The organism is Paracoccus fistulariae (assembly GCF_028553785.1).
GTDB classification, from domain to species: domain Bacteria; phylum Pseudomonadota; class Alphaproteobacteria; order Rhodobacterales; family Rhodobacteraceae; genus Paracoccus; species Paracoccus fistulariae.
Map to the genome: position 1 here is coordinate 803,007 of NZ_CP067136.1, position 23,684 is coordinate 826,690.

General features: G+C 63.5%; 23 protein-coding genes. 7 read left to right on the forward strand and 16 right to left on the reverse strand.

The annotated features are described in order from the left end of the window. Window positions 1–8: 8 nt before the first annotated feature. The 8 genes from JHX87_RS04015 to bhcA form a co-directional block, all read right to left on the reverse strand. The gene (locus tag JHX87_RS04015) at window positions 9–1,262 is read right to left on the reverse strand and encodes a urate hydroxylase PuuD (protein WP_377776002.1); all 1,254 of its coding nucleotides are present in this window, start codon (window positions 1,260–1,262) and stop codon (window positions 9–11) included. 3 nt (window positions 1,263–1,265) lie between these two features. Further along, window positions 1,266–1,619: a hydroxyisourate hydrolase gene (uraH, locus tag JHX87_RS04020; protein ID WP_271882545.1), complete on the reverse strand. Its 354-nt coding sequence runs from the start codon at window positions 1,617–1,619 to the stop codon at window positions 1,266–1,268. 121 nt (window positions 1,620–1,740) lie between these two features. Then, entirely contained in the window at window positions 1,741–3,096 is a 1,356-nt protein-coding gene (locus JHX87_RS04025; RefSeq protein WP_271882546.1) for an 8-oxoguanine deaminase, read from the reverse strand. Next, a complete protein-coding gene (locus JHX87_RS04030; RefSeq protein ID WP_271882548.1) occupies window positions 3,077–4,570 on the reverse strand; it encodes a nucleobase:cation symporter-2 family protein in 1,494 nt (497 codons plus the stop codon). Before JHX87_RS04030 ends, JHX87_RS04025 begins: the two co-directional genes overlap by 20 nt. 35 nt (window positions 4,571–4,605) lie before the next feature. Then, window positions 4,606–5,568, reverse strand: a complete 963-nt coding sequence (bhcD, locus tag JHX87_RS04035; RefSeq protein WP_271882549.1) for an iminosuccinate reductase BhcD — start codon at window positions 5,566–5,568, stop codon at window positions 4,606–4,608. Continuing rightward, on the reverse strand, window positions 5,568–6,731 hold the full coding sequence (bhcC, locus tag JHX87_RS04040) for a 3-hydroxy-D-aspartate aldolase BhcC (protein WP_271882551.1): 1,164 nt from the start codon (window positions 6,729–6,731) through the stop codon (window positions 5,568–5,570). The genes bhcD and bhcC overlap by 1 nt, the downstream gene beginning before the upstream one ends. Before the next feature lie 11 nt (window positions 6,732–6,742). Then, entirely contained in the window at window positions 6,743–7,705 is a 963-nt protein-coding gene (gene bhcB / locus JHX87_RS04045; protein ID WP_271882553.1) for a beta-hydroxyaspartate dehydratase BhcB, read from the reverse strand. Continuing rightward, on the reverse strand, window positions 7,705–8,895 hold the full coding sequence (gene bhcA, locus JHX87_RS04050) for an L-aspartate--glyoxylate aminotransferase BhcA (RefSeq protein ID WP_271882555.1): 1,191 nt from the start codon (window positions 8,893–8,895) through the stop codon (window positions 7,705–7,707). Before bhcA ends, bhcB begins: the two co-directional genes overlap by 1 nt. 182 nt (window positions 8,896–9,077) lie before the next feature. On the opposite strand from bhcA, the gene bhcR reads away from it, so the two are divergent. After that, complete coding sequence (gene bhcR / locus JHX87_RS04055) at window positions 9,078–9,881, forward strand: HTH-type transcriptional regulator BhcR (RefSeq protein WP_271882557.1); 804 nt, start codon at window positions 9,078–9,080, stop codon at window positions 9,879–9,881. A gap of 39 nt (window positions 9,882–9,920) precedes the next feature. Here bhcR and JHX87_RS04060 read toward each other — a convergent pair whose 3' ends face one another. Beyond that, complete coding sequence (locus JHX87_RS04060) at window positions 9,921–11,222, reverse strand: NCS2 family permease (protein WP_271882560.1); 1,302 nt, start codon at window positions 11,220–11,222, stop codon at window positions 9,921–9,923. A gap of 212 nt (window positions 11,223–11,434) precedes the next feature. Between JHX87_RS04060 and puuE the strand changes: the two genes are divergently transcribed. Next, window positions 11,435–12,847 (forward strand): allantoinase PuuE, encoded by a 1,413-nt coding sequence (gene puuE, locus JHX87_RS04065; protein ID WP_377776018.1) that lies wholly within the window; start codon window positions 11,435–11,437, stop codon window positions 12,845–12,847. Then, entirely contained in the window at window positions 12,844–13,737 is an 894-nt protein-coding gene (locus JHX87_RS04070; protein ID WP_271882562.1) for a bifunctional allantoicase/(S)-ureidoglycine aminohydrolase, read from the forward strand. The genes puuE and JHX87_RS04070 overlap by 4 nt, the downstream gene beginning before the upstream one ends. Before the next feature lie 149 nt (window positions 13,738–13,886). Here the strand turns inward: JHX87_RS04070 and JHX87_RS04075 are convergent, their stop codons facing one another. Then, window positions 13,887–14,288 carry a winged helix-turn-helix transcriptional regulator gene (locus JHX87_RS04075; RefSeq protein WP_334220868.1) on the reverse strand — a complete coding sequence of 134 codons (402 nt, stop codon included), beginning with the start codon at window positions 14,286–14,288 and terminating at the stop codon, window positions 13,887–13,889. Window positions 14,289–14,468: 180 nt separating this feature from the next. On the opposite strand from JHX87_RS04075, the gene JHX87_RS04080 reads away from it, so the two are divergent. Then, entirely contained in the window at window positions 14,469–14,849 is a 381-nt protein-coding gene (locus tag JHX87_RS04080; protein ID WP_271882566.1) for a VOC family protein, read from the forward strand. A 150-nt stretch (window positions 14,850–14,999) separates the two neighbouring features. On the opposite strand, the gene JHX87_RS04085 is transcribed toward JHX87_RS04080, so the two are convergent. Together JHX87_RS04085 and JHX87_RS04090 are read right to left on the reverse strand one after the other, a co-directional pair. After that, window positions 15,000–15,902 carry a DMT family transporter gene (locus tag JHX87_RS04085; protein WP_271882568.1) on the reverse strand — a complete coding sequence of 301 codons (903 nt, stop codon included), beginning with the start codon at window positions 15,900–15,902 and terminating at the stop codon, window positions 15,000–15,002. Between the two features lie 36 nt (window positions 15,903–15,938). Further along, window positions 15,939–16,532 (reverse strand): LysE/ArgO family amino acid transporter, encoded by a 594-nt coding sequence (locus JHX87_RS04090; RefSeq protein ID WP_271882570.1) that lies wholly within the window; start codon window positions 16,530–16,532, stop codon window positions 15,939–15,941. Between the two features lie 84 nt (window positions 16,533–16,616). Here JHX87_RS04090 and JHX87_RS04095 point away from each other — a divergent pair, with 84 nt between their 5' ends. Further along, window positions 16,617–17,477, forward strand: a complete 861-nt coding sequence (locus JHX87_RS04095) for a LysR family transcriptional regulator ArgP (protein ID WP_271882572.1) — start codon at window positions 16,617–16,619, stop codon at window positions 17,475–17,477. A gap of 68 nt (window positions 17,478–17,545) precedes the next feature. Here the strand turns inward: JHX87_RS04095 and JHX87_RS04100 are convergent, their stop codons facing one another. The 3 genes from JHX87_RS04100 to JHX87_RS04110 all read right to left on the reverse strand — a co-directional run bounded on the left by JHX87_RS04100 (window position 17,546) and on the right by JHX87_RS04110 (window position 21,095). Beyond that, window positions 17,546–18,289: a YebC/PmpR family DNA-binding transcriptional regulator gene (locus tag JHX87_RS04100; protein ID WP_271882574.1), complete on the reverse strand. Its 744-nt coding sequence runs from the start codon at window positions 18,287–18,289 to the stop codon at window positions 17,546–17,548. 108 nt (window positions 18,290–18,397) lie between these two features. Continuing rightward, complete coding sequence (locus tag JHX87_RS04105; protein WP_271882576.1) at window positions 18,398–20,182, reverse strand: SLC13 family permease; 1,785 nt, start codon at window positions 20,180–20,182, stop codon at window positions 18,398–18,400. A 91-nt stretch (window positions 20,183–20,273) separates the two neighbouring features. Next, a complete protein-coding gene (locus tag JHX87_RS04110; protein WP_271882577.1) occupies window positions 20,274–21,095 on the reverse strand; it encodes a TIGR00282 family metallophosphoesterase in 822 nt (273 codons plus the stop codon). 123 nt (window positions 21,096–21,218) lie between these two features. Between JHX87_RS04110 and JHX87_RS04115 the strand changes: the two genes are divergently transcribed. Then, entirely contained in the window at window positions 21,219–22,016 is a 798-nt protein-coding gene (locus JHX87_RS04115; protein ID WP_272833833.1) for a 2-dehydro-3-deoxygalactonokinase, read from the forward strand. On the opposite strand, the gene JHX87_RS04120 is transcribed toward JHX87_RS04115, so the two are convergent. Next, window positions 22,013–23,137, reverse strand: a complete 1,125-nt coding sequence (locus JHX87_RS04120; RefSeq protein WP_271882580.1) for a zinc-dependent alcohol dehydrogenase family protein — start codon at window positions 23,135–23,137, stop codon at window positions 22,013–22,015. The genes JHX87_RS04115 and JHX87_RS04120 overlap by 4 nt on opposite strands. A gap of 96 nt (window positions 23,138–23,233) precedes the next feature. On the opposite strand from JHX87_RS04120, the gene JHX87_RS04125 reads away from it, so the two are divergent. Further along, window positions 23,234–23,680 carry an acyl-CoA thioesterase gene (locus JHX87_RS04125; RefSeq protein ID WP_271882581.1) on the forward strand — a complete coding sequence of 149 codons (447 nt, stop codon included), beginning with the start codon at window positions 23,234–23,236 and terminating at the stop codon, window positions 23,678–23,680. Window positions 23,681–23,684 lie beyond the last annotated feature (4 nt).

Genomic DNA, 23,684 nt, shown 5'->3' on the forward strand with positions numbered 1-23,684 from the left:
ATCCGGGTTCAGTTGGCGGCAACCTGCGTGCCGCCGACACCGCGAAACCAGCGGATGACCTTGCTGCGTTCCTCGGGCTCCATGAAGCTGACATTGGCGGGCGGCATGGCATCGGTCAGGCCCGCCTGCACATAGATCTCTTTGGCATAGCGGGCGACATCCTTGGGCGTCTCAAGAAAGACACCCTTGGGGGCATGGTAGATGCCTTCATAGACCGGTTCGCGCGCGTGGCACATCGAACAGCGGCCCATGACGATATCGGCGACATCCTCGAAACCCGCCGCCTGGGCAAAGCGGGTTTCGGTTGCGGTCATCGGCCGGGCCTGCGCCTCGTCATAGCTGTCCTGGTTCAGCCCCAGAGAGCTGATCCACATGATCGCGACAAACAGGATCGCGGTGACGGCCCAGGTCCACCACAGGTCTCCCTTGCGGGCATGCATGGTGTTGAAGAAATGCCGGATGGTCACGCCCATCAGAAAGATCAGCGCCGCGATCAACCAGTTATAGTCGCTGGCGAAGGCAAGCGGGTAATGGTTCGACAGCATCAGGAAGATGACCGGCAGCGTCAGGTAGTTGTTATGGGTCGACCGCAGCTTGGCGATCTTGCCATATTTCGGGTCCGGCGCGCGCCCGGCCTTCAGATCGGCCACCACGATACGCTGGTTCGGCATGATCACCAGAAACACATTCGCGGTCATGATCGTCGCCGTGAAGGCGCCCAGATGCAGCAGCGCGGCGCGCCCTGTAAAGACCTGGTCATAGCCCCATCCCATGATGACCAGCGCCACGAACAGCAGCAGCATCAGCACCGTGGGACGCTCCCCCAGCGGGGATTTGCACAGCGTGTCATAGATCAGCCAGCCGACCGCCAGCGAGCCGCCGGAAATCAGGATCGCCTGCCAGATCGCCAGATCCATCTTGGCCGGATCGACCAGATACAGGTTCGCCCCCGCCCAATAGGTGACCATCAGCAGCGCCGCGCCGCTGATCCAGGTCATGTAGCTTTCCCATTTGAACCAGGTCAGATGCTCGGGCATGCGTTCGGGCGCGACCAGATATTTCTGGATGTGATAGAAGCCGCCGCCATGGACCTGCCATTCCTCGCCATGGGCGCCCTTGGGCAGGCCGGGCACCTTCAGCAGACCCAGATCCAGCGCCACGAAATAGAACGAGGATCCGATCCAGGCGATGGCGGTGATCACATGGGTCCAGCGGATGGCAAAGGACAGCCATTCCCAGATGACGATATAATCGGGGATCATCGCTCAGCTCCCCCGATAGGTTGAAAATCCGAAGGGGGAAATCAGCAGCGGCACATGGTAATGGTCCTGCTGCGACATGCCAAAGCGGATCGGGATCACGTCCAGAAAACGCGGCTCCTCGGCCGCGACGCCGGTGGCGTCCATCCAGGCGCCGGCGTGGAATTCCAATTCGTAAATGCCGGTTTTGAAATCCGCTTCCGGCAGGATCTGGCTGTCCGTGCGGCCATCGTTATTGGTGCGCATCCGTGCAAGCTCGGTCCGCTGATCGCCCTGCAGGCGGAACAGCACGATCTCCATTCCCTGTGCCGGACGTCCGCGGGCCGTGTCCAGAACATGGGTTGTCAGATAACCTGGCATCAAGGCCTCCCCTTCTATCTCTCTCACTTCTTGATAGCCAAGTTTTCGGGCTATGCGAGAGGGGGTGTCGGCAAGGCAGTCTAAAGATTTCGTTTATAATCGATGCGCGATTGGCGGGGAATCAGCCCGCCAGCCGCGCCACCGCCTGCCCGGCCCTGATACGCAGATCGCGCGGATCGGCGGTCGTCAGGCGGTGATCGCGGACCACCGCCCTGCCCCCGACATAGACCGCACGCGGACGCAGAGGCGCGCAGAAGATCAGCGCGGCAACCGGATCCCACTGCCCGGCAGTCGGCAGTTCGCTGACGTCCCACAACACCAGATCCGCCTGCATGCCGGGTTTCAGCGCGCCGATATCGCGCCGACCCAGAACCCGCGCCCCGCCCAGCGTCGCGATCTCCAGCGCCTCGCGCGCGCCAAGCGCCGCCGGACCATCGCGCAGCCGCGCAACCAGCATGGCCTGTCGCGCCTCCAGCCCCAGATGGCTGCTGTCATTCGAGGCCGAGCCATCCACCCCAAGCCCCACCGGCACGCCCGCATCGCGCATCTGCCGCACCGGGGCGATGCCGCTGGCCAGACGGGCATTGGAACAGGGGCAATGGGCGACACCCGTTCCGGTTCGCGCGAAAAGGTCGATCTCATCGCCCGACAGCTTGACGCAATGGGCATGCCAGACATCATCCCCCGTCCAGCCAAGGCTTTCCGCATAATCGCCGGGCAACATGCCGAAATTTTCCAGCGAATAGCGGATATCCTCGTCATTTTCGGCAAGATGGGTGTGCAGCCGGACGCCCTTGTCACGCGCCAGGATCGCGGCATCGCGCATCAGCTCTCGGCTGACGGAAAAGGGCGAACAGGGCGCCAGCGCGACCTGCACCATCGCCCCCTCGCGCGGATCGTGGAAGGCCTCGACGACGCGGGCGCTGTCTTTCAGGATCGCGGCCTCATCCTCGACCAGCGCATCGGGCGGCAGGCCGCCCTTGCTTTCGCCAATCGACATCGCCCCGCGCGTCGCTGTGAAGCGGATGCCGATCCTCTGCGCGGCCTCGATGCTGTCATCAAGCCGCGCGCCGTTCGGAAACATATACAAATGGTCCGAGGAACAGGTGCAGCCTGACATTGCCAGCTCTGCCAGCCCGATTTCGGCAGAGAGGCGGATATCCTCGGGCCGCATCCGCGCCCAGATTGGATAGAGCGTTTTCAGCCAGCCGAAGAGCGCCGCATCCTGCGCCGCCGGAACGGCGCGGGTCAGGGTCTGGAACAGGTGGTGATGGGTGTTGACCAGACCGGGCGTGACGACGCAGCCGGTGGCATCCACCACCTCAACAGCATCGCGCGGCAGGCCCTGGCCCACCGCGACGATTTTTCCGTTCTCGATCAGGATATCCCCGTTCGGCAGCTCTTGCCGGTCGTCATCCATGGTGACGACCACCTCCGCATTGCGGATCAGCAGCCGGTCAGTGGGTATCGGCGACATGGCCTGCCTCGCGCACCTCGGCTTCGTCGATATCGGGCGCGCCGTTATAGTAGTAGTTCAGCAGCACCGCCGACACCGCCGCCAGAAGGATGCCCGAATGGATCAGCGGGTGGATGGCATGGGGCATCCACTGGTTGAAATTCGGCGCCACCATCGGGATCATGCCGATGCCCACCGAAATCGCGACGATGAACATATTGTGCCGGTTGGACGCGAAATCGACGCGCGACAGGATCCGGATGCCCGTCGCCGCCACCATCCCGAACATCACCAGACCCGCACCGCCCAGAACCGTGGTGGGCAGGCTTTCGACCAGCGCACCCATCTTCGGGATCAGGCCCAGCACGATCATGATCACCCCACCCGCCACGCAGACAAAGCGAGAGCGGATGCCGGTGACGCCGACCAGCCCGACATTCTGGCTGAACGAGGTATAGGGAAAGGTGTTGAAAAGCCCCCCGATCATGGTGCCCAGACCATCCGCGCGCAGCCCCGCCGCCAAGGATTTCTGATCCAGCGGACGTTTGCAGATATCGCTGAGCGCCAGGAACATGCCCGTCGATTCGATCAGGGTCACGATCATCACCAGAACCATGGTCAGGATCATGATCGGGTCAAAGGTGGGCATGCCGAAATGCAGCGGCTTGATGACGGCGAACCAGCTTGCCTCGCTGATCTTGTCGAAATGCATCATGCCCAGAACCGCAGCGGTGACGCCCCCCACGGCGATGCCGACAAGCACCGCGATATTGGCCAGAAAGCCCGTCGCGAAACGGGACACCAGCAGGATCGTCCCCAAGACCAGAATGGCGATGACGATATTGTTCCACGAGGCATAGGCCGGGTTATTCACCGTCGCGGCAAGCTGCACACTGTCGGGCACCTCGCCGGCCAGACGCGCGGCATCCAGCCATGCCGCCGCTTCCGGGGCGACGATCTGCGGCGCGGTCGGGCCGACGGGCAGACCGAAGATCCAGTTGATGCCGATGGGCATCAGGCTGATCCCGATGGTCAGGATCAGCGTTCCCGTCACCACCGGCGGGAAAAAGCGCAGCATCTTGCTGATCAGCGGTGCGATCAGAATGCCGATCAGGCCCGCGGCAATGATGGATCCGAACAGCGCGCGCGCCCCCTCATGCCCCGGGCTGGCCTGGGCAATGGCGACCATCGGCCCCACCGAGGCAAAGGTCACCCCCATCATCACCGGCAGCTTGATGCCGAAATATTGCGTGGCGCCAAAGCTTTGGATGATCGACACGATGCCGCAGACAAAGAGGTCGGCCGAGATCAGAAAGGCCACCTCCTCGGGCGACAGTTGCAGCGCGCGCCCGACGATCAGCGGAACCGCAACGGCCCCCGCATACATCACCAGAACATGCTGAAAACCCAATGTGAATAATTTGCCGGTGGGCAAAATCTCGTCCACCGGATGAACGGTTTGTGAAATGCTCGCATGGTTGCTTGCATCAGACATTGCGGACCTCCCTTTCCACGGATGTCAGATCTTGATCAAATCTCGACTTCGATTGCCTTGCCTTGTTGTTTCGCCAGTTCGACCACGGCCGCCGCGACCGCAAGATCCTGCAGACCGACCCCGGTGCCATCGAAAATCGTGACCTCGGCATCGCCACGCCCGGGGTGATCCCCGTTGATGACTTTGCCCAATGCGGTCACGTCCTCCTCGGAAATGGCCTTCTGCGCGGCGGCGTGCTGAAACTCTCCGATGCTCAGCGATTGGGCGATTTCGTCGGTGAACAACGCCGCCCGCGCGACCAGCGCCGGATCAAGTTCCTGCTTGCCCTTGGTGTCAGTGCCCATCGCCGCAATATGGGTCGGGCCGCTGACATGGGCATCCATCAGGATCGGATCGAAAGAGGACGTGATCGAGATGATCACATCCGCCTGCTGACCCAGTTGATCCAGTTCCACGGCCTCGAAGGGCACGCCCATTTCCGATGCGACATCGGCAAGACGCGACAGCATCTCGGGATGGATGTTCCAGCCGATCACCCTGTCGAAGCTGCCAAAGCGCAGCGCCGTGCGCATCTGGAAGGCGGCCTGATGGCCCGCCCCGATCATGCCCAGTACGCTGGCCCCTTCCGGGGCCAGGTATTTGATCGACACCGCACTGGCCGCCGCCGTGCGCAGCGCGGTCAGCAGATTGCCACCCACGGCTGCGCTGACGCGCCCGGTATCGGGATCGAACAGGAACACGGTGGACTGGTGATTGATCAGCCCCTGTTCGTGGTTATGCGGCCAATAGCCCCCGGCTTTCAGGCCCAACGACAGGCCGCTGGCATCAAAACCGCCCTTGAAGCCGTAAAGCGCGTCCTTGTGGCCAATCGCCTCGCGCACGACGGGGAAGTTATAGGCATCCCCGCGTGCCATGGCTGCAAAGACCGATTCCACCGCGTCGAAAGCCGCCTCGGGCGTCATCAGCCCCGCGATTTCCTTCTCAGGAACGATCCACATCAATAGGCCTTTCCGCGTGCGCTGACCGGCCAGACGGTTTCCACCTTGCCGTTGCGGACGCCGACATACCAGTCATGGACGTTGCAGGTCGGATCGCAATGGCCCGGAACAAGGCGCAGCTTGTCATTGACCTTCAGCACGCCGTCCTTGTCCTCGATCACGCCATGTTCGTCGCTGCATTTGATGTATTTCACATCGTCGCGGCCATAGATGAAGGGCAAGCCGCTATCCACGGATTGCGCTTTCAGGCCGGCATCGCAAACCGCCAGATCGGGCTTTGCATGGCTCATGACCGAGGTCAGGATGAACAGCGAGTTTTCCCATTCGCCCTGATCGATCCGGTTGCCGTCCTTGTCGTGGATCCGGCCATAATCGGCATCCATGAAGGCGTAAGAACCGCATTGCAATTCGTTGTAAACGCCCGAATTGCTTTCGAAATAATAAGAGCCCGTGCCACCGCCCGAGACGAATTCAGGCTCCAGCCCCTCGGCCTTCAGCGCATCGACGGCCTCTTGCACCTGGGCAACGGCGGCATCCAGCTTGGCCTTGCGGTCGGCGTAGCTGTCCAGATGCTGCATCGCGCCCTGATAGGCCTGAATGCCCTTGAAGGTCAGGTTCGGCGCGGCTTCGGCCGCCTTGGCGATCTCGACCACGGCATCGGCGGTCTTGACCCCACAGCGCCCGGCGCCGCAGTCGATTTCCACGAAGATGCCCAGCTCGGTCCCATGCTTTTCAGCCGCAGCCGACAGGTCGGCGATATTGCTGACATCATCGACGCAGACGGTCACGGTCGATCCCAGCTTGGGCAGACGCGCCAGACGGTCGATCTTCAGCGGATCGCGGACCTCATTGGTAACCAGCACATCCTTGATCCCGCCACGGGCAAAGACCTCGGCCTCGCTGACCTTCTGGCAGCAGACGCCGACCGACCCGCCCAGGCTTTCCTGCAGCTTCTGCACATCGACGGATTTGTGCATCTTGCCGTGACTGCGATGGCGCATGCCATGCGCCTTGGCGTAATCGCCCATCTTGCGGATATTGTTTTCCAGCGCGTCCAGATCGAGGATCAGGCAGGGTGTCTGGATCTCGGATTCGTCCATGCCCGGCAGCGCGGGAACGTCATAACCAACTTCCAGATCTTTGAAATTCGCAGGTGCGTTCATCGACTTTCTCCTCAGTTCCAGGGCAGCTTGTCCAGGTCGACATTGCCGCCGGTGATGATGACGCCGACACGTTTGCCGGCAAAAACGTCAGGGTTCTTCAGGATGGTCGCCAGCGGCACGGCGCTGGACGGCTCCATCACGATCTTCATGCGCTTCCAGATCAGCTTCATCGCATCGACGATCTCTTCCTCCGAGGCCGTCAGGATATCGGTGACGTGATTACTGACGAAATGCCAGGTCAGATCCTTCAGCGGCACTTTCAGACCATCCGCGATGGTCTGGGGCGCGTCATCGGCGATGATATGGCCCGCCTTGAAGCTGCGATAGGCATCATCTGCCTGTTCCGGCTCGGCCGCGTATATCTTGATGCCGGGGGCAAGGTTCGACAGCGTCAGGCAGGTGCCCGAGACCATGCCACCGCCACCGATGGGGGCAATCACCGCGTCCAGATCCGTAACCTGTTCGATCAGTTCGGCAGAGCAGGTGCCCTGCCCCGCGATCACGCGCGGATCGTTATAGGGATGGACGAATTCGGCGCCGGTTTCGGCCACGACCTCGGCAAAGACGGCCTCGCGGCTGCTGGTCGAGGGTTCGCTTTCCACCACCCGCGCGCCATAGCCGCGCACCGCGTCCTTTTTGGCCTGCGGCGCGGTATGGGGCATGACGACGGTACAGGGCACGCCGCGACGTCCGGCGGCATAGGCCAGGCAGGTGCCGTGATTGCCACTGGAATGGGTGGCGACGCCCTTGGCCGCCTGCTCATCCGACAGGCCGAAGACCGCATTGCTGGCGCCGCGCGCCTTGAAGGCGCCGGCCTTTTGCAGGTTTTCGCATTTGAAGAACAGTTCCGCGCCGCTGAGTTCGTTCAGCATACGCGAGGTCAGCACCGGGGTGCGGTGCACATGGGGCTCGATCCGCTGGCGCGCGGCCAGCATGTCGTCCAGCGTCGGAATATACATGGGCTGATCCTTCATCACGCCGCTGCCTTCTGTGCGGCTTGCGTGCTGTTGCGGTAATGCTCTTGCGCGGCGGCGACGCCGCTGCCCAGCGTGATCGGCAAGCCCAGATCGGCCATGACCATCTCGGCGGTGGCGATCCCAGACAGGGCCATCACATCGGTCAGGCTGCCCAGATGGCCGATGCGGAACACCTTGCCCGCGACATCGCCCAGACCGGTGCCGAACGCGACATCATAGGTGTTCAGCGCATGGCTGACGATGCGGTTGGCGTCAAAGCCCTCGGGCGTTCTGATCGCGGTGATGCTGTCGGAATAAAGTTCGGGACGAACAGCGCACAGTTCCAGCCCCCAGGCCCGGACCGCCTGACGCACGCCCTCGGCAATGCGGTGATGGCGGGCAAAGACATTCTCCAACCCCTCATCCAGCAGCATCTCGGTCGAGAGTTTCAGCCCGTTCAGCAGGCCGACAGGCGGCGTATAGGGGAAGCCGTTATTGGCATAGGTCTTGGCCATATCGCGAATGTCAAAGAAGGTCCGGGGCAGCTTCGCGCCCTTCACCGCATCCATCGCCTTGGGCGAAAAGCCGATGATGGCCAGGCCCGGTGGCAGCATGAAGCCCTTTTGAGAGCCGGTGATGGCGACATCGACGCCCCATTCATCCATGCGGAAATCCATCGACCCGATCGAACTGACCCCGTCGACAAACAGCATCGCGGGGTGGTTCGCTGCATCCAGCGCACGGCGCACCGCCGCGATATCGGATTTCACGCCCGTGGCGGTCTCGTTATGCGTCGCCAGAACCACCTTGATTTCGTGATTCTTGTCGGCGGTCAGGATTTCCTCGAACCGGTCGGCGGGAACGCCCTCGCCCCATTCCTGCATGACGACCTGAACGTCCAGCCCGTGCCGCTGGCACATGTCGATCCAGCGATGGCTGAACATGCCGTTGCGGGTGGCCAGCACCTTGTCGCCCGGCGACAGCGTATTGGTAATGGCGGTTTCCCAGCCACCTGTGCCGGTCGAGGGAAAGACGAAAACCTGCCCCTCGGTGGTTTTCAGGACCTGCTTTACCCCGTCAAGGGCGGGATGCAGGATCTTGCCGAAGACCGGGCTGCGATGGTCGATGGTGGGCATGTCCACCGCCTTGCGCAGCACTTCGGGAATATTGGTCGGGCCGGGAATAAAGATAGGGTTCTGGCTAGTCATGGCGCATCCTCCTTTGCTATCTCAACGATAGCGGGTGCAAGCCTTCGGCACAATTTTTCTGGAAAAGTTTTCCATTTTGGGTAAAAGGCGAAAATACCGTCCCTGAACAGGGGCTTGGCTTTTTCCAAGGCAAATGGCGATTTTCGTCGTTTCTGCTATTCTTTCTATACCGGAGGTATAAAATGGCTGAACCGTCCCGAAAAAGAGGCCGCCCGCGCAGCGCCAAGGACAATGTCGGCACCGTGCAGGTGTTGGACCGGGCGCTGGACATGCTGGACCTGCTGGCCGCCAACAAGGGGCTGACGCTGAGCGAGGTGGCAGAGCAGATGGAGCAGTCGCCCTCGACGGTGCATCGTCTGCTGCATTCGCTGGCGGCACGCGGCATGGTCGAAAGCGACCCGGCCACGCAGGCCTGGACCATCGGGCCTGCCACCTTCCGGCTGGGATCGGCCTTCATGCGGCGGTCCGGCATCGTCGAACGCGCCCGCCCGATCCTGCGCGGGCTGATGGAGCATACCGGCGAAACCGCCAATCTGGGCATCCTCAACGGCGATTCGGTCATGTTCCTCAGCCAGGTCGAGACGCAGGAAACCATTCGTGCCTTCTTTCCGCCGGGAACGCGCTCGCCCTTGCATGCCTCGGGGATCGGCAAGGCGCTGCTGGCCTTTGGCGCGCCCGAGATGCGCGCGACGCTGCTGCAGGGGCAAGGGCTGACGAAATTCACCGACAAGACCCTGACCACGGCCGAGATGCTGGATGCCGATATCGCCCGCACCCGCGCCCGCGGTTTCTCCTTTGACGATGAGGAGCGCACCCGTGGTATGCGCTGCATCGCGGCACCGGTCTTTGATCTGTCGGGGGCGGCGGTTGCCGGGATCTCGGTCAGCGGGCCGTCGCATCGGATCGGATCCGAGCATATCAAGACATTGGGCGCGGCGGTCTCGGCGGCGGCGCAGGAACTGTCGCAGACGCTGGGCGCCGCATAAGGTGCATTCGCGCCCCGGCAGCACCGGGGCGCGATTTCATCAGTGGCCACCGAAGAAGGCGAATTTGATCACGAACAGCCCGGCGATGATCCAGGTCGCGGCATGGACCTGCGAGGCCCGGCCCGTCAGCAGCTTGATCAGCGCATAGCTGATAAAGCCGAAGGCCAGACCCGTCGCGATGGAATAGGTCAGCGGCATGGCCAGCGCGGTCAGCGCGGCCGGCGCGGCCTCGGTCACGTCATCCCAGTTCACCTCGACCAGTTCGCGCATCATCAGCGTCGCCACGAAAAGCAGCGCCGGCGCGGTGGCATAGGGCGGCACCGACCCGGCCAGCGGCGCAAAGAAGGTCGCCAGCAGGAACAGCGCGGCCACGACCAGCGCGGTCAGCCCGGTGCGTCCGCCCGCCTGCACGCCCGAGGCGCTTTCGACATAGGCGGTGGTCGATGAGGTGCCCAGGATCGAGCCCACCGTGATCGCGGTCGAATCCGCCATCAGCGCGCGGCCCAGATTGGGGTTCTGATGGGTCGGCCCCTCGGCCAGCAGCCCGGCCCGCTTGGCCACCCCGATCAGGGTGCCGGTGGCATCGAAGATCTCGACCAGCACCATCACCAGCACGACGTTGAAAATGCCATAGGACAGCGCCCCCATCACATCCAGCTGCATGAAGGTCGGCGCAATCGAGGGCGGCGCCGAGATAATGCCGCCGAACTCGCTGACGCCCAGCAGGATCGAGGCGATGGTGATGACCAGAATCCCGATCAGGATCGCGCCCTTCACCTGCAGCGCGTCCAGCGCGACGATGATGAAAAAGCCCGCAATGGTCAGCAAGGTGCCGGGTGCGGTCAGATCGCCCAGGCCCACCAGCGTGGCCGGGTTGTCCACCACCAGCCCCGAGGATTGCATCGCGATGATGGCCAGGAACATCCCGATCCCCGCTGCCACGCCGCTGCGCATCGAGGTGGGAATCCCCGCGATCAGCCAGCGGCGGATGCCCGTCACCGACAGAAACAGGAAGATCACCCCCGAGATGAAGACCGCGCCAAGCGCCTGTTGCCAGGTAAAGCCCATCGCGCCCACGACGGTAAAGGCAAAGAAGGCGTTCAGCCCCATGCCCGGCGCCATGCCGATCGGCCAGTTCGCCCAAAGCCCCATCACTGCGGACCCGATGGCCGCCGCCAGACAGGTGGCGATAAAGACCGCATCGCGATCCATGCCGGTGCTGGACAGGATGTCCGGGTTCACGAAGATGATATAGGCCATGGTCAGGAAGGTGGTGATGCCTGCGATCACCTCGGTCCTGACATTGCTGCCATGCTGGGACAGCTTGAAGTAATTTTCCATATTCCTCCCTCCGCGCGGTATGTGCCGCTGATAGGGAAGCTTATGGTCCGGCTTTTGGCGATCACAATGACCCCAGGCCCGCAAGTCTTTCAACGATCCCTTGAAACCGGCGCGATCTTATTTGATTCGTAGATACAGCATTTCGATCTGGCGACTTGTGCGCGGGAACGGTTGCGGGCTTTCTTTAAGATGAAGCTGGAATAAGGGACATGATGATGCGCTACAGCCGCGATATGCGAGGATATGGCGAAAAGACTCCAGATCCGCAATGGCCCGGCGGCGCGAAGATCGCGGTCCAGATCGTGATGAATTACGAGGAAGGCGGCGAGAACAGCATCGAACATGGTGATGCGGCCTCGGAAGCCTTCCTGTCCGAGATCATCGGCGCCCAGCCCTGGCCCGGCCAGCGGCACTGGAACATGGAATCCATCTATGACTATGGCGCGCGGGCCGGATTCTGGCGCCTGCACCGGATGCTGAAGGATCTGCCCATCACCGTCTACGGCGTCGCCACCGCGCTGGAGCGCGCGCCCGAGCAGGTCGCCGCCATGCAGGAAGCAGGTTGGGAAATCGCCACCCACGGGCTGAAATGGATCGATTACCGCGACGTCCCGCGCGAGGTCGAGGCCCGGCATATCGCCGAGGCCATCCGGTTGCATGAGGCGGTGACCGGCGAGCGGCCCCATGGCTTCTATCAGGGCCGCACCTCGATGAACACGGTGGCGCTTGGCTGCGAGGAAGGCGGCTTTGCCTATCTGGCCGATACGATTGCCGATGACCTGCCCTATTGGCATGTGCATGAGGGCAAGCCGCAGCTGATGGTGCCCTATACGATGGATGCCAATGACATGCGCTTTTCCAGCGGTCAGGGCTTTGGCACCGGGGTCGAGTTCTTCGACTATCTGCGCGACAGTTTCGACCTGCTTTATGCCGAGGGTCAGGCCGGGGCGCCGAAGATGATGTCGATCGGGCTGCATTGCCGCCTTGCGGGTCGCCCGGGCCGGGCCATGGCGATCCAGCGTTTCCTTGACCACGCCCGCGCGCATGAGGGGGTCTGGTTCGCGAGCCGTCTGGATATTGCCCGGCATTGGGCAAAGGTCCATCCGTTCAGGCCGCAAGAACTGCAGCCTTCACGAATGGAGCGGGATGACTTCGTCACCCGCTTTGGCGGCATCTACGAACATTCGCCCTGGATTGCGGAACGGGTCTGGGACGGGGAAATGGGCGCGGTGCATGACAGCGCCGCCGGGCTGGCCGCGCGGATGGCGCAGGTGTTTCGCAGCGCCTCGGATCAGGAGCGGCTGGATGTGCTGATTGCCCATCCCGATCTGGCCGGAAAGCTGGCACAGGCCAAGCGGCTGACCGCGGACAGCACCGCCGAACAGGCCAGCGCCGGGCTGGACAGCCTGACCGATCAGGAACGCGCCGATTTCACCCGGTTGAATGACGACTATACCGCCAAGCACGGTTTCCCCTTCATCATCGCCGTGCGCGACCATGACAAGGCGGGCATCCACGATGCCATGCGCCGCCGCGTCGCCAATGATACCCGAACCGAGCGCAGCGAGGCCGAGAAGCAGGTCATGCGCATTGCCGAATTGCGTCTGAAGGAGGCCATGAAATGAATGATCAACCACCCAAGGGGGCACCCACCGGCGATGTCGCCACGATCCCCGAAGAACAGGCCGGGCGCGTGCCCTATGCCGGTCCCGTCGCGGGCCTGCCGCCGCAGACCGGGCTGACCACGGATACGGCGGTCTTTACCGACGCCTATGCGGTGATCCCGCGCACGGTGATGCGCGATATCGTGACCTCTTTCCTGCCCGGCTGGGACGGCATGCGGATGTGGATGCTGGCGCGACCGCTGAGCGGTTTTGCCGAAACCTTCAGCCAGTATATCGTGGAACTGGCCGAGGGTGGCGGCAGCGACCGGCCCGATGACGACCCCGAGGTGCAGCATGCCATTTTCGTCACCGGCGGCGATATGCAGGTCACCATCGATGGCACCGATCATCTGCTGAAACCGGGCGGCTTTGCCTATATCCCGCCCGGCATGCCCTGGACCGTGCGCAATGTGACGGCGGGCCCGGCCGGTTTCCACTGGTGGCGCAAGCGCTGGCAGCCCTGCAACGGGGTCGATAAACCCGATCCCATCGTCCTGCAGGAACAGGATATCCCGCCCTCGCCCATGCCCGATACGGATGGCGCCTGGGCCACGACGCGCTTCATGGACCCCGCCGATCTGCGTCACGACATGCATATCACCGTGGTGACCTTCAAACCCGGCGGCTCGATCCCCTTTGCCGAAACCCATGTGATGGAGCATGGGCTTTTCGTGATCGAGGGCAAGGCCGTCTATCGCCTGAACCGCGACTGGGTCGAGGTCGGCCCGGGCGATTACATGTGGCTGCGCGCCTTCTGCCCGCAGGCCTGTTATGCCGGCGGTCCGGGGCCGTTCCGCTATCTGCTTTACAAGGATGTGAACCGGCACGCGCCGCTGTGGCCGAACCGCTGATCGCCGGGGGCTGAGTATTTCTGCCGCATGAGCGTGTCAGGGCTGACTTGACGCGCTCATGCGTGACGCCCGCCTTGCGTGCAACGCAGGCGGGCGCCGGTCGTTCTTCGGGCGCGCAGACCACCGCGCCATAATCATGGGATCGCCCGTCAGGCAAAAGTAATCTCCGGCGCCGTCACCGCGCTGATCTCTCTGCCCGCGTTCACAGCGCAGTAAACCGATCTGGGAGGGCGCGCGCGTTCGTCAATACTGCGATGAACCCAGCTTCGCGCCTCCATCGATTTCAAGGATTGCGACAAGGCACGATCCGTGATCGTGCCCAGCCCGCGCTTGATATCATTGAAATGGCTTGGCCTGTGAACCGCCGTCAACACCGGCAGGGTCCACGAGCGGCGCAGCAGATCCCAGGCATCGTTACCCGAGACGTCCCGGATCCGCGCCGCGACCGCCGCTGCGGCGATGCCCTGCTGTGTCAGGCGAAACTCTGGGCGCAGCGGATGGCCGTGGCCGGGATTACGCTCCATCAGGCCGATTGCGATCAGATGGTCCATGCTTTGCGCAAAAGCCGTCCTGCTTGCGCCGGTCGCCGCCAAAAGCACGGCCTGACGCCCGGCAGCCCCGCTGTGGAGGCTTGCGAGGATGGGGATAGCCCATGCCCTTGATGTGATGTTGACAAGCAGCTTTATGTCCATAAAGTATAGTTACTATCATTTAAATTAAAAGGAAACAGCATGTCCCTGATTTCTCTGGATACCAACATCACATTTTCGATGTCGGTCACGGATCGGCATGCCAGCGCCGATTGGTATGCGGCCATGCTTGGCTTTGACCTGATCTACCACGCGGATGATGTGGGATGGTCCGAACTCGGGACCAACACGGCGGGCGTGACCATCGGACTTGGTGAACATACGGAACCCGCGCCGGGAAATTGCGTGCCCGTCTTTGGCATCGCGGATCTGGATTCGGCACGGCAGAAGCTGGAACAGGCACATGTCAGATTTGATGGCGAGACAATCGTCGTTGACGGCATGGTGAAAACCGCGACGTTTTATGACCCGGACGGAAATGCGCTGATGCTGGCCGAGGATCTGACGACAAAGGCTGACTGACACGCAGGATGGGTGTGGTGCGTCACCGCGTCGGGCCGGGCCAATGCTCCGGCGGACGCAGCAGACCCGTTTTCCTGCGCACTCCCGCGCCCAGTGCCGGTTTTTGCCAGAAGCCGCGACCTCTGGACCGGCCGGAAAACTCCGGGCGGCTTATTCCTTCGTCGCCGCCACGGGCGGCGTCTTGGTCCGCGCCCGGATCCGCGCCTCGCGCCAGGTGATATAGCTGATCGCCCCGATCATCAGCCCGCCGCCCAGGATCACCCAGCCATCCAGAGGCTCGTGAAACAGCACCACGCCGATCAGGCTGGCCCAGATCAGTTGCAGAAAGGTAACCGGCTGCGTCACCGTCAGCGGCGCGGCCGCAAAGGCGCGGGTCATGGTGTAATGCCCAAGCGTCGCAAAGACCGCGACCAGCCCCAGCCAGATCACCTGCTCGACCGTCGGCGGCACCCAGACCGCATAGGCGATCGGCGCCAGCCCGATGGTCACCGTCAGCGACATCATCGCCACCACGAGGGCTGCGGGCACCTCGGCCGAGATACGCTTGGCCAACAGATAGGACAGCCCGAAGCAGATCGAGGCCAGCACCTGCGACAGATGCCCCGGATCCAGCGGCCGGATCCCAGGGCGCAGCACGATCAGCGCGCCCAGAACCGCGACGCAGACCGCGATGATCCGGCGCGAGGCCAGCCGCTCTCCCATGAAGATCGCGGCGCCGACCGTGACGACGATGGGGTTGAGAAATCCGATGGCCGTCACCTCGGCAATGGTGATGCGCGACATGGCATAGAACCAGCCGATCACCGCCACCACATGCAACGCCCCGCGCCCGGCAAACAGCCGCCAGATCCGCGGGCTGAACCCCTGCCGCAGCGCGGGCAGCAGCACGGGGCCCAGAAAGATGATGCCATAGCAAAAGCGGATAAAGGCCGATTGCGGCGCGGGCAATGCGCCGTCAAGGCCGCGCACGATGGCGTTCACGGTGACGAAACAGAACCCCGTCACCAGCATCCAGCCAATGCCAATCAGATCCTGCCGCGTCTCGCGATCCATGGTTAACTACCTGTCCGGGGGTTGCCTGCCCTTGGCCTAGCCGATGATCAGCTTCAGCGCAATCGACCACATGACAATCCCCACGCAGATCTCCAGCACGGTCCAGGCGCGCGGCCGGGCAAAGACCGGCGCCAGCAATCGCGCGCCATAGCCAAGGGCAAAGAAGAACAGCACGGACCCGCTCATGGCGCCAAGGGCGAAATCCAGCTTGTTCGGCCATTGCGAGGCAACCGCCCCCAGCAGCACCACCGTATCCAGCCAGACATGCGGGTTCAGCCAGGTGATCGCGGCGACCGTCAGCATGGTGGTGGCCAGCCCCGCGCGCCGCCCCTCGGGCCGCAGCGCATCACCGCCACTCAGCGCCGCGCGAAAGGATTTGGCCCCGTACCACAGCAGGAAGGCCACCCCGCCCCATTTCAACGCCTGCGCAAACCAGGGCATGCTCTCGGCCAAAATTGACATGCCCGCGACGCCGAAGGCGACCAGAATGGCGTCCGACAGCGCACAGAACAGGCAGACCCAGAACACATGCTGCCGCAGGATCCCCTGTTTCAGCACAAAGGCATTCTGCGCCCCGATGGCGACGATCAGCGAAAGCCCGGTCCCCAGACCGGCAAAGAAAGATATCATGGCTACACCTCTTGTTGCCTTGCTGATGCCATGATCTGTAGTTTAATGAAAATGAATTGATCTTAATCTGATGTAGTACAACTAATGCTCGACTATCCCGCCCTGACAGCCCTGGCCGAGGTGATCCGCCGCGGCTCCTTCGATGCCGCGGCAGCGGCGCTGCATGTGACACCCTCTGCCATCTCGCAACGCATCCGCGCGCTGGAAGACCGGATGGGCGCGGTGCTGGTCGATCGCGGCCCGCCGGTCACCGGCACGGAAACCGGGCACAGGCTTGCCGCGCATCTGGATCAGGTGGGGCTGCTGGAAAGCGCGCTGGATCACCACGTCGCGGTCACCCCGGTCCTGCGCATCGCGGTCAATGCCGACAGCCTGGCCAGCTGGGTCATGCCCGCGATGACGGCGGCGGCGGGCATGATCGACCTGACCATCGACGATCAGGACCACGCGCTTGACCTGTTGCGCAGCGGCCTGGTCATCGGCGCCATCACCAGCGACAGCCGCGCGGTCGCCGGCTGCGACAGCATCGCGCTCGGCACCATGCGCTACCGCGCCACGGCCAGCCCGGCTTTCGCCCGGCAGCATTTCGCAGACGGGCTCGGCCCCGAAAACCTGCAATCCGCCCCCATGCTCAGCTTCAACAGCAAGGATATGCTGCAAACCCGCTGGGCCGAGGCGGTAACCGGCCAGCGCATCACCGCCCCGATCCACCGCGTCCCCTCCACCCAGGCCTTTGCCCAGGCGACGCGTCTTGGCCTTGGCTGGGGGATGAACCCCGAATGCCTGATCCGGGACGACCTGCAACAGGGCAGGCTGATCGACCTCGCCCCCGAAAGCCCCATGGATATCCCGCTTTACTGGCAAAGCAGCCGCATCATGGCCCCGGCCCTGACCGCCCTCACCCGGGCAATCAGAAAAACCGCCAGCGACGCCCTGCGCCCCTGACGGCTTTCTTCTTTGTCCAAACATCCCGGGGGTCCGGGGGCAGCGCCCCCGGCCTTGCCGATCAGGCGCTACAACTGCGCCGCAACCTCGTCCGACAGATCGAAATTGCCGGTGACATTCTGAACGTCATCGTCATCTTCCAGCGTCTCGATCAGCCGCATCAGCTTCTGCGCCGTCTCCAGATCCGTCACCTCGGTCGGGGCCTGCGGCTTCCAGATCAGCTTCGCCGTCTCGGATTCGCCCAGGCTGCCCTCCAAAGCGGTGGAAACCTCGTTCAGCGCGGTATCGGCGCAATAGATCCAATGCCCCTCATCGTCGCTGTCCACATCATCGGCGCCGGCCTCGATGGCGGCCATCATCACCGTATCCGCATCGCCCGCTTCAGGCCCGTATTTGATCTCTCCCACGCGGTCGAACATGAAAGACACCGAGCCGGTCTGGCCCAGATCGCCACCCGATTTGGTGAAATAGCTGCGCACATTCGACGCGGTGCGGTTGCGGTTATCGGTCATTGCCTCGACCACCAGCGCGATCCCGTTGGGGCCATAGCCCTCATAGCGGATCTCGTCGTAATTCTCGGCATCCCCGCCGATCGCCTTCTTGATGGCGCGGTCGATCACGTCCTTGGGGACAGAGTTCGACTTGGCCTCTTTCACCGCCAGGCGCAGGCGCGGGTTCTTTTCAGGGTCCGGGTCGCCCATCTTGGCGGCCACGGTGATTTCCTTGGCGAGTTTCGAAAACAGCTTCGAGCGGATCGCATCCTGGCGACCCTTGCGATGCTGAATGTTGGCCCATTTGGAATGGCCTGCCATGCTCGTTCCTTCGCATATCATACAGTCTGGATTCGGCTGCTTTTAGTCCAGCCACCCCCGCCGTCGCAAGACGAAGGGGGCAAGAATATCCGCCGCTCTGCCCGGTTTTCAGGGATAGAGCGGCCAGAAGACCGGGATCACCAGCGACGCAACCACCGCCATCAGGACATTCAGCGGCAGGCCGACCCGGATGAAATCCGAAAAGCGATAGCCGCCGGGCCCGTATACCAGCGTATTGGTCTGATAGCCGATGGGCGTCGCGAAACTGGCCGAGGCGCCCATCATCACCGCCACCACCAGCGGGCGGGGATCGACACCCAGTTGCAGCCCCATCGAGATCGCCACCGGCGTCACGATCACCGCGACGGCGTTATTCGTGACCGTCTCGGTCAGGGCCGTGGCCAGCAGATAGACGGCCAGGATCAGCCCCCAGGACGGCGCATCCGCCAGATGCGGCGCGATCTTGTTGACCAGCAGTTCCACAGCGCCGGAATTTTCCAGCCCCGCCCCGACAGCCAGCATCGCAAAGATCAGCGCCATCAGCTGCCCGTCGACAAAGCTCAGCGCCTCATCCGCATCGATACAGCGCGTGCCCAGCACCACCGCGACACCCACGAAGGCCAGAAGCAGGATCGGCGCGACATTGAAGGCCGACAGGATCACCACCGCGGCCAGCGTCGCCACCACGATCGGCGCATGGCTGCGCCGATAGGCGCGGTCCGAGGGCGTGTTCACCTCGACCATCTGCATGTCGGTGGCCAGGCGCTGGACATCCTCGGGCGTGCCCTCCAGCAGCAGCGTATCGCCGACCCGCACGACCAGATCGTCCAGCTGCCGCCCGATATTCTGGTTCTTGCGATGCGCCGCCAGCACATAGACGCCATAGCGGCGGCGCAGACGCATCGATCCCAGACGACGCCCGACCATATGGCAGCCGGGTGTGATCAGCACCTCGACCGTCGAGGTCTGGACCGAACTCAGCTTGTCGACCAGCCGCACCGCCTTGTTGCTTTGCAGGCCCAGAACCTCGGACATGGCGGTGCGCATCACGACGCGGTCCCCGGCCTCAAGCCGCACCGCCGCCAGATCGCGCCGCAGCGAGGCATCGCCGCGCAGCACGTCGATCACCCGCGATCCGTCGCGAGAGAAGATATCCACCTGATCCAGCGCCTTGCCGATCAGTTCCGACCCTTCCGGCACGGCGACTTCGGTAAAGAATTTCATGCTGCTGCGCTGCGACACAAGCTGCGAGACGGAATCGCGATCGGGCAGCAGCTTTGGCGCGAAAATCAGCAGATAGATGATCCCCACCACCGCCATGGGCAGCCCCACCGGCGTCACCTCGAAGATCGAGAAAGGCTCCATCCCCGAGCGCCGGGCGACACCATCGACCAGCAGGTTGGTCGAGGTGCCGATCATCGACATGGTGCCGCCAAGGATCGACAGATAGGACAGCGGGATCAGCAGTTTCGAGGGCGATTTTCCCAGCTCTTTCGCCAATTGCATGAAGATCGGCATCATCACCACGACCAGCGGCGTGTTGTTCACAAAGGCCGACAGCCCGCAGACCAGCAGCGCCATGCTGCCCAGGGTCAGGGTGGGATGGGTCGCGGCATGTTTCGCCGCCTTCTGGCCGATCCAGTCCAGCGCGCCGGTCCGCACCAGCCCGCCGACGATGATGAACATGAAGGCAATGGTCCAGGGGGCCGGGTTGGCCAGCACATCGACGACCATATCGGGCGTCAGGATACCAAGCACCAGCAAGGCCACGGCGCCAAGGATCGCGGTGACCTCTGGCGGGTAGGTTTCGCGGATAAACAGGGTCAGCATTCCCGCGATGATGAAAATCGTCGTGATTGCCGAGGCCGTGCCAGTCAGTTCAAATCCGAGCATTCAGAACCCATCAAAATATCACGCATGGTCGGCAAGAGGACCTGCGTGATTCTCATTACCCGCTGTCATGGGTGCCCCACAACTGGTCTGATCAAGTTAGCTCATCGGGCGTGGCGGCCAGACGTCCGCCCTGACGGACCGGAATTGCCGATCTGGCCAGCCCGGTCCGGTCGTCGGTTTCGACGAAAATGCCGGATAATGTCGCCTCTCCCTCGGCCGGGGTAAAGCGGTCGCGGGTCATGCCGGTGATGAAGCGGCGCAGGGGCTCGGTCTTGTCCATGCCGATGATGCTGTCATAATCGCCACACATGCCCGCATCCGATTGAAAGGCCGTGCCGCGCGGCAGGATCTGGATATCGGCGGTGGGCACATGGGTATGGGTGCCCACGACGATGCTGGCCCGCCCGTCGCAGAAATGGCCCGAGGCCATCTTTTCGCTGGTCGCCTCGGCATGGAAATCGACCAGCGCGGCCTGAACCAGCCCGCCGGGCGGATGCGCGCGCAAGACGCCATCCAGCGCCGAGAACGGATCGTCATAGGGCCGCGACATGAACACCTGCCCAAGCGCCTGCGTCACCAGCAGCTTGCGCCCGCGCGCATCGCTGATCACCGTATGCCCCCGGCCCGGCGCGTCCTTGGCAAAGTTCAGCGGCCGCACGATCCGGCTTTCCTTGTCGATAAAAGCCAGCATGTCCTTTTGATCGAAGGCATGATCGCCCAGCGTCAGGCAATCGGCGCCCGACTCCAGCAACAGCTGGGCATGTCCCGCCGTGCAGCCCCGCCCGCCGCTGGTGTTTTCGGCATTCACCACCACAAGATCGGCCTTCAGCCTTTCGCGCAGCGGCTGTAGCCGTTCCACTATCGCGCGGCGGCCCGCGCGGCCCATGACATCACCAAGAAATAATATCTTCATGATTGCTGGTTATGCGAAAGATTTGGGCGGCTCAAGCGGCAAGCGCGGCTGGACAGGCCGGGGGCGGTTGGACATATGCTGCGCGAGGGAAGGCAAAGACAAGGCGGCAGAATGTCCGATGCGATGAGAACCGATTGGCTGGGTGCGGAATTCGATGGGGTGAAGCTGCGGCTATGGGTCGATGGCGCGCTGTCGCAGCGGATCGTCGCCGGATCGCCCGAGCAGGTCTTGCAGACCATGCTGGCCGATCTGCCCGTGACGGACCGGCCCCTGCTGCGCAGCGGATGGCCGGATGCGGCGCTGACGCCCGTGCCCTCGGCCGTTGCTGTCGCGGCGGATCAGGGGCGCATGCCCGGCCTGTCGCAGGCCGCGCCCGCCGATCTGATGCGCCATCAGCCGGGCCGGATTCGCGGCTTTCTGACCACGCGGCCCGATTTCGATGGCGTCTTGTGCCTGATCGGGCACAGCACGGTCTGGGCGCATCTCAGCGCCGGAGAGGTCGTCAGCTTTCGCAGCTTCATCAGCGCGGAACTGTTCAGCATGATCCGGTCCTTCGACGCCCTGCCCGCACCAGCCGACCCGGCGGATGACGGGTTTGCGCAGGCCCTGAACCACGCCATGTCGCGCCCTGCGGGTCTGGCCGCCGATCTGGCCGGGCTGCGGGCGCAGGTGACGCTGGGCCAGTCGGACAAGGCGCAGGCGGCGTCGCGACTGGCGGGGTTGCTGATCGGTGCGGAACTGGCCGCCGCCCGCCCCTATTGGCTGGGACAAGAGGTCGTGGTGATCGGCGACGGGCAATGGGATGCGCATTACCTTGCCGCGCTGGCATCGCAGGGGCTGTCTGCGGCGCAGGCTGACGGGGTAGAGATGGCACGGGCCGGGTTGCAGGATCTGTGGCAGATGATGCAGGCCAAAGGTTAGAAGCGGATCAGCTGCCGGATGGCGGATCCGTCTGCCAGCCGCTCGAACCCCTCATTGATCTGATCCAGCGTCAGTTCATGCGTGACCAGCTTTTCGATGGGCAGCTTGCCGGCCATCATCATCTCGGCAAAGCGAGGAATGTCGCGCATCGGCACGCAGGATCCCATATAGCTGCCTTTCAGGCTTTTTTCGCCCGCCGTCAGCGTGACCGGGGCAAGGCTCATCCGCGCATCGGGATTGGGCAGGCCCGCGGTGACGACAGTGCCGCCGCGCCGCGCGGCCTCATAGGCGAATTCCAGCGCCGGAACGACGCCCGCCAGTTCAACCGCCAGATCGACCCCGCCGCCCGAGATCTGCCGCAATTGCGCCAGCGCATCGGGATCGCGCGAATTGACCGTATGGGTCGCGCCCAGATCGCGGGCGACCTGCAGCTTCTGGTCCGAGATATCGACCGCAATCACCTGCCGCGCCCCCGCCGCCACCGCACCCAGAAGCGCCGCCAGCCCGACCCCGCCAAGCCCCACGATCGCACAGCTTTGACCGGCCTTCAGCGCGCCGGTATTGATCACCGCACCGACGCCGGTCAACACCGCGCAGCCCAGCAGGGCCGCCCGGTCCAGCGGGATCGAAGGGTCGATCCTGACGCAGGAAGCCTCGGCCACGACGGCATGTTCGGCAAATGCCGAGACGCCGATATGGTGGTCGATCACCTGCCCGCCTTCGCGGATGCGCTTGGCCCCGGTGATCAGGCTGCCCTGCCCCGCCGCCACCGCCGCCGGTTCGCACAGCGCCGGGCGCCCCTCGGCACAGGGCAGGCAATGCCCGCAGGAGGGCGCGAAGACCAGCACCACGTGATCGCCGGGCGCAAAGCGGCTGACATGCGGGCCGACCGCCTGCACCACGCCGGACGCTTCGTGCCCCAGCAACAGCGGCATCGCGCGCGGGCGGTCGCCATTGATGCTGGACAGGTCGGAATGGCACAGACCCGCGGCCACCATCCGCACCAGCAATTCGCCGGGGCCGGGATCGTCCAGTTCGACCTCGGCAATCCGCAAGGGTCTGCTGTCGCCATAGGGACGGGGCAGCCCCATCCGTTCCAGCACCGCACCGCGTGTCCGCATCTTCTCTCCTCTCCCCATAACGGGCCGAGATTTCCGCCGGGGCTTTCCCCTGTCAAGCCTTCACCCTAGGCTGAACCCGTCAGATGAGGGGACAGGATGACCACGCGGGAACCACCAAGAGAGCGCAGCGCCTATGCCGAGTTTCAAACATTGCAGACCCGATGGAGCGATAACGACCAGTTCGGCCATATCTATAACGCGACCTATTTCGAACTGTTCGACGAGGCGATGAACCTGTCGCTGATCCGGCGCGGCTTTTTGGATCTGGCGAAGGACGGGCCGATTCAGGTCGTGGTCGAAAACGGCTGCAAGTATTTTTCCGAGGTGTCTTATCCCGACCGGATCGAGATCGGGGTGGTGCTGTCGCAGATGGGCACATCCTCGTTCCGGCTGGACATGGGGATGTTCCGCAATGGCGAGCCACGCGAATCCGCGCGCAGCCATTTCATCATGGTGACGGTGGACAATGCCACCCGCCGCCCCATGCCCACGCCAGAGGCGCAGCGGCAGGCGCTGGCGACGCTGATGCTGCCGCCAGCCTGAGGCG

What these genes read in the sequence shown, in the direction of transcription:
- JHX87_RS04015 (WP_377776002.1), bottom strand. Translation starts at nt 1,262, where the DNA reads ATGATCCCCGATTATATCGTCATCTGGGAATGGCTGTCCTTTGCCATC.
- uraH (WP_271882545.1), bottom strand. Translation starts at nt 1,619, where the DNA reads ATGCCAGGTTATCTGACAACCCATGTTCTGGACACGGCCCGCGGACGT.
- JHX87_RS04025 (WP_271882546.1), bottom strand. Translation starts at nt 3,096, where the DNA reads ATGTCGCCGATACCCACTGACCGGCTGCTGATCCGCAATGCGGAGGTG.
- JHX87_RS04030 (WP_271882548.1), bottom strand. Translation starts at nt 4,570, where the DNA reads ATGTCTGATGCAAGCAACCATGCGAGCATTTCACAAACCGTTCATCCG.
- bhcD (WP_271882549.1), bottom strand. Translation starts at nt 5,568, where the DNA reads ATGTGGATCGTTCCTGAGAAGGAAATCGCGGGGCTGATGACGCCCGAG.
- bhcC (WP_271882551.1), bottom strand. Translation starts at nt 6,731, where the DNA reads ATGAACGCACCTGCGAATTTCAAAGATCTGGAAGTTGGTTATGACGTT.
- bhcB (WP_271882553.1), bottom strand. Translation starts at nt 7,705, where the DNA reads ATGAAGGATCAGCCCATGTATATTCCGACGCTGGACGACATGCTGGCC.
- bhcA (WP_271882555.1), bottom strand. Translation starts at nt 8,895, where the DNA reads ATGACTAGCCAGAACCCTATCTTTATTCCCGGCCCGACCAATATTCCC.
- bhcR (WP_271882557.1), top strand. Translation starts at nt 9,078, where the DNA reads ATGGCTGAACCGTCCCGAAAAAGAGGCCGCCCGCGCAGCGCCAAGGAC.
- JHX87_RS04060 (WP_271882560.1), bottom strand. Translation starts at nt 11,222, where the DNA reads ATGGAAAATTACTTCAAGCTGTCCCAGCATGGCAGCAATGTCAGGACC.
- puuE (WP_377776018.1), top strand. Translation starts at nt 11,435, where the DNA reads ATGATGCGCTACAGCCGCGATATGCGAGGATATGGCGAAAAGACTCCA.
- JHX87_RS04070 (WP_271882562.1), top strand. Translation starts at nt 12,844, where the DNA reads ATGAATGATCAACCACCCAAGGGGGCACCCACCGGCGATGTCGCCACG.
- JHX87_RS04075 (WP_334220868.1), bottom strand. Translation starts at nt 14,288, where the DNA reads ATGGACCATCTGATCGCAATCGGCCTGATGGAGCGTAATCCCGGCCAC.
- JHX87_RS04080 (WP_271882566.1), top strand. Translation starts at nt 14,469, where the DNA reads ATGTCCCTGATTTCTCTGGATACCAACATCACATTTTCGATGTCGGTC.
- JHX87_RS04085 (WP_271882568.1), bottom strand. Translation starts at nt 15,902, where the DNA reads ATGGATCGCGAGACGCGGCAGGATCTGATTGGCATTGGCTGGATGCTG.
- JHX87_RS04090 (WP_271882570.1), bottom strand. Translation starts at nt 16,532, where the DNA reads ATGATATCTTTCTTTGCCGGTCTGGGGACCGGGCTTTCGCTGATCGTC.
- JHX87_RS04095 (WP_271882572.1), top strand. Translation starts at nt 16,617, where the DNA reads ATGCTCGACTATCCCGCCCTGACAGCCCTGGCCGAGGTGATCCGCCGC.
- JHX87_RS04100 (WP_271882574.1), bottom strand. Translation starts at nt 18,289, where the DNA reads ATGGCAGGCCATTCCAAATGGGCCAACATTCAGCATCGCAAGGGTCGC.
- JHX87_RS04105 (WP_271882576.1), bottom strand. Translation starts at nt 20,182, where the DNA reads ATGCTCGGATTTGAACTGACTGGCACGGCCTCGGCAATCACGACGATT.
- JHX87_RS04110 (WP_271882577.1), bottom strand. Translation starts at nt 21,095, where the DNA reads ATGAAGATATTATTTCTTGGTGATGTCATGGGCCGCGCGGGCCGCCGC.
- JHX87_RS04115 (WP_272833833.1), top strand. Translation starts at nt 21,219, where the DNA reads ATGAGAACCGATTGGCTGGGTGCGGAATTCGATGGGGTGAAGCTGCGG.
- JHX87_RS04120 (WP_271882580.1), bottom strand. Translation starts at nt 23,137, where the DNA reads ATGCGGACACGCGGTGCGGTGCTGGAACGGATGGGGCTGCCCCGTCCC.
- JHX87_RS04125 (WP_271882581.1), top strand. Translation starts at nt 23,234, where the DNA reads ATGACCACGCGGGAACCACCAAGAGAGCGCAGCGCCTATGCCGAGTTT.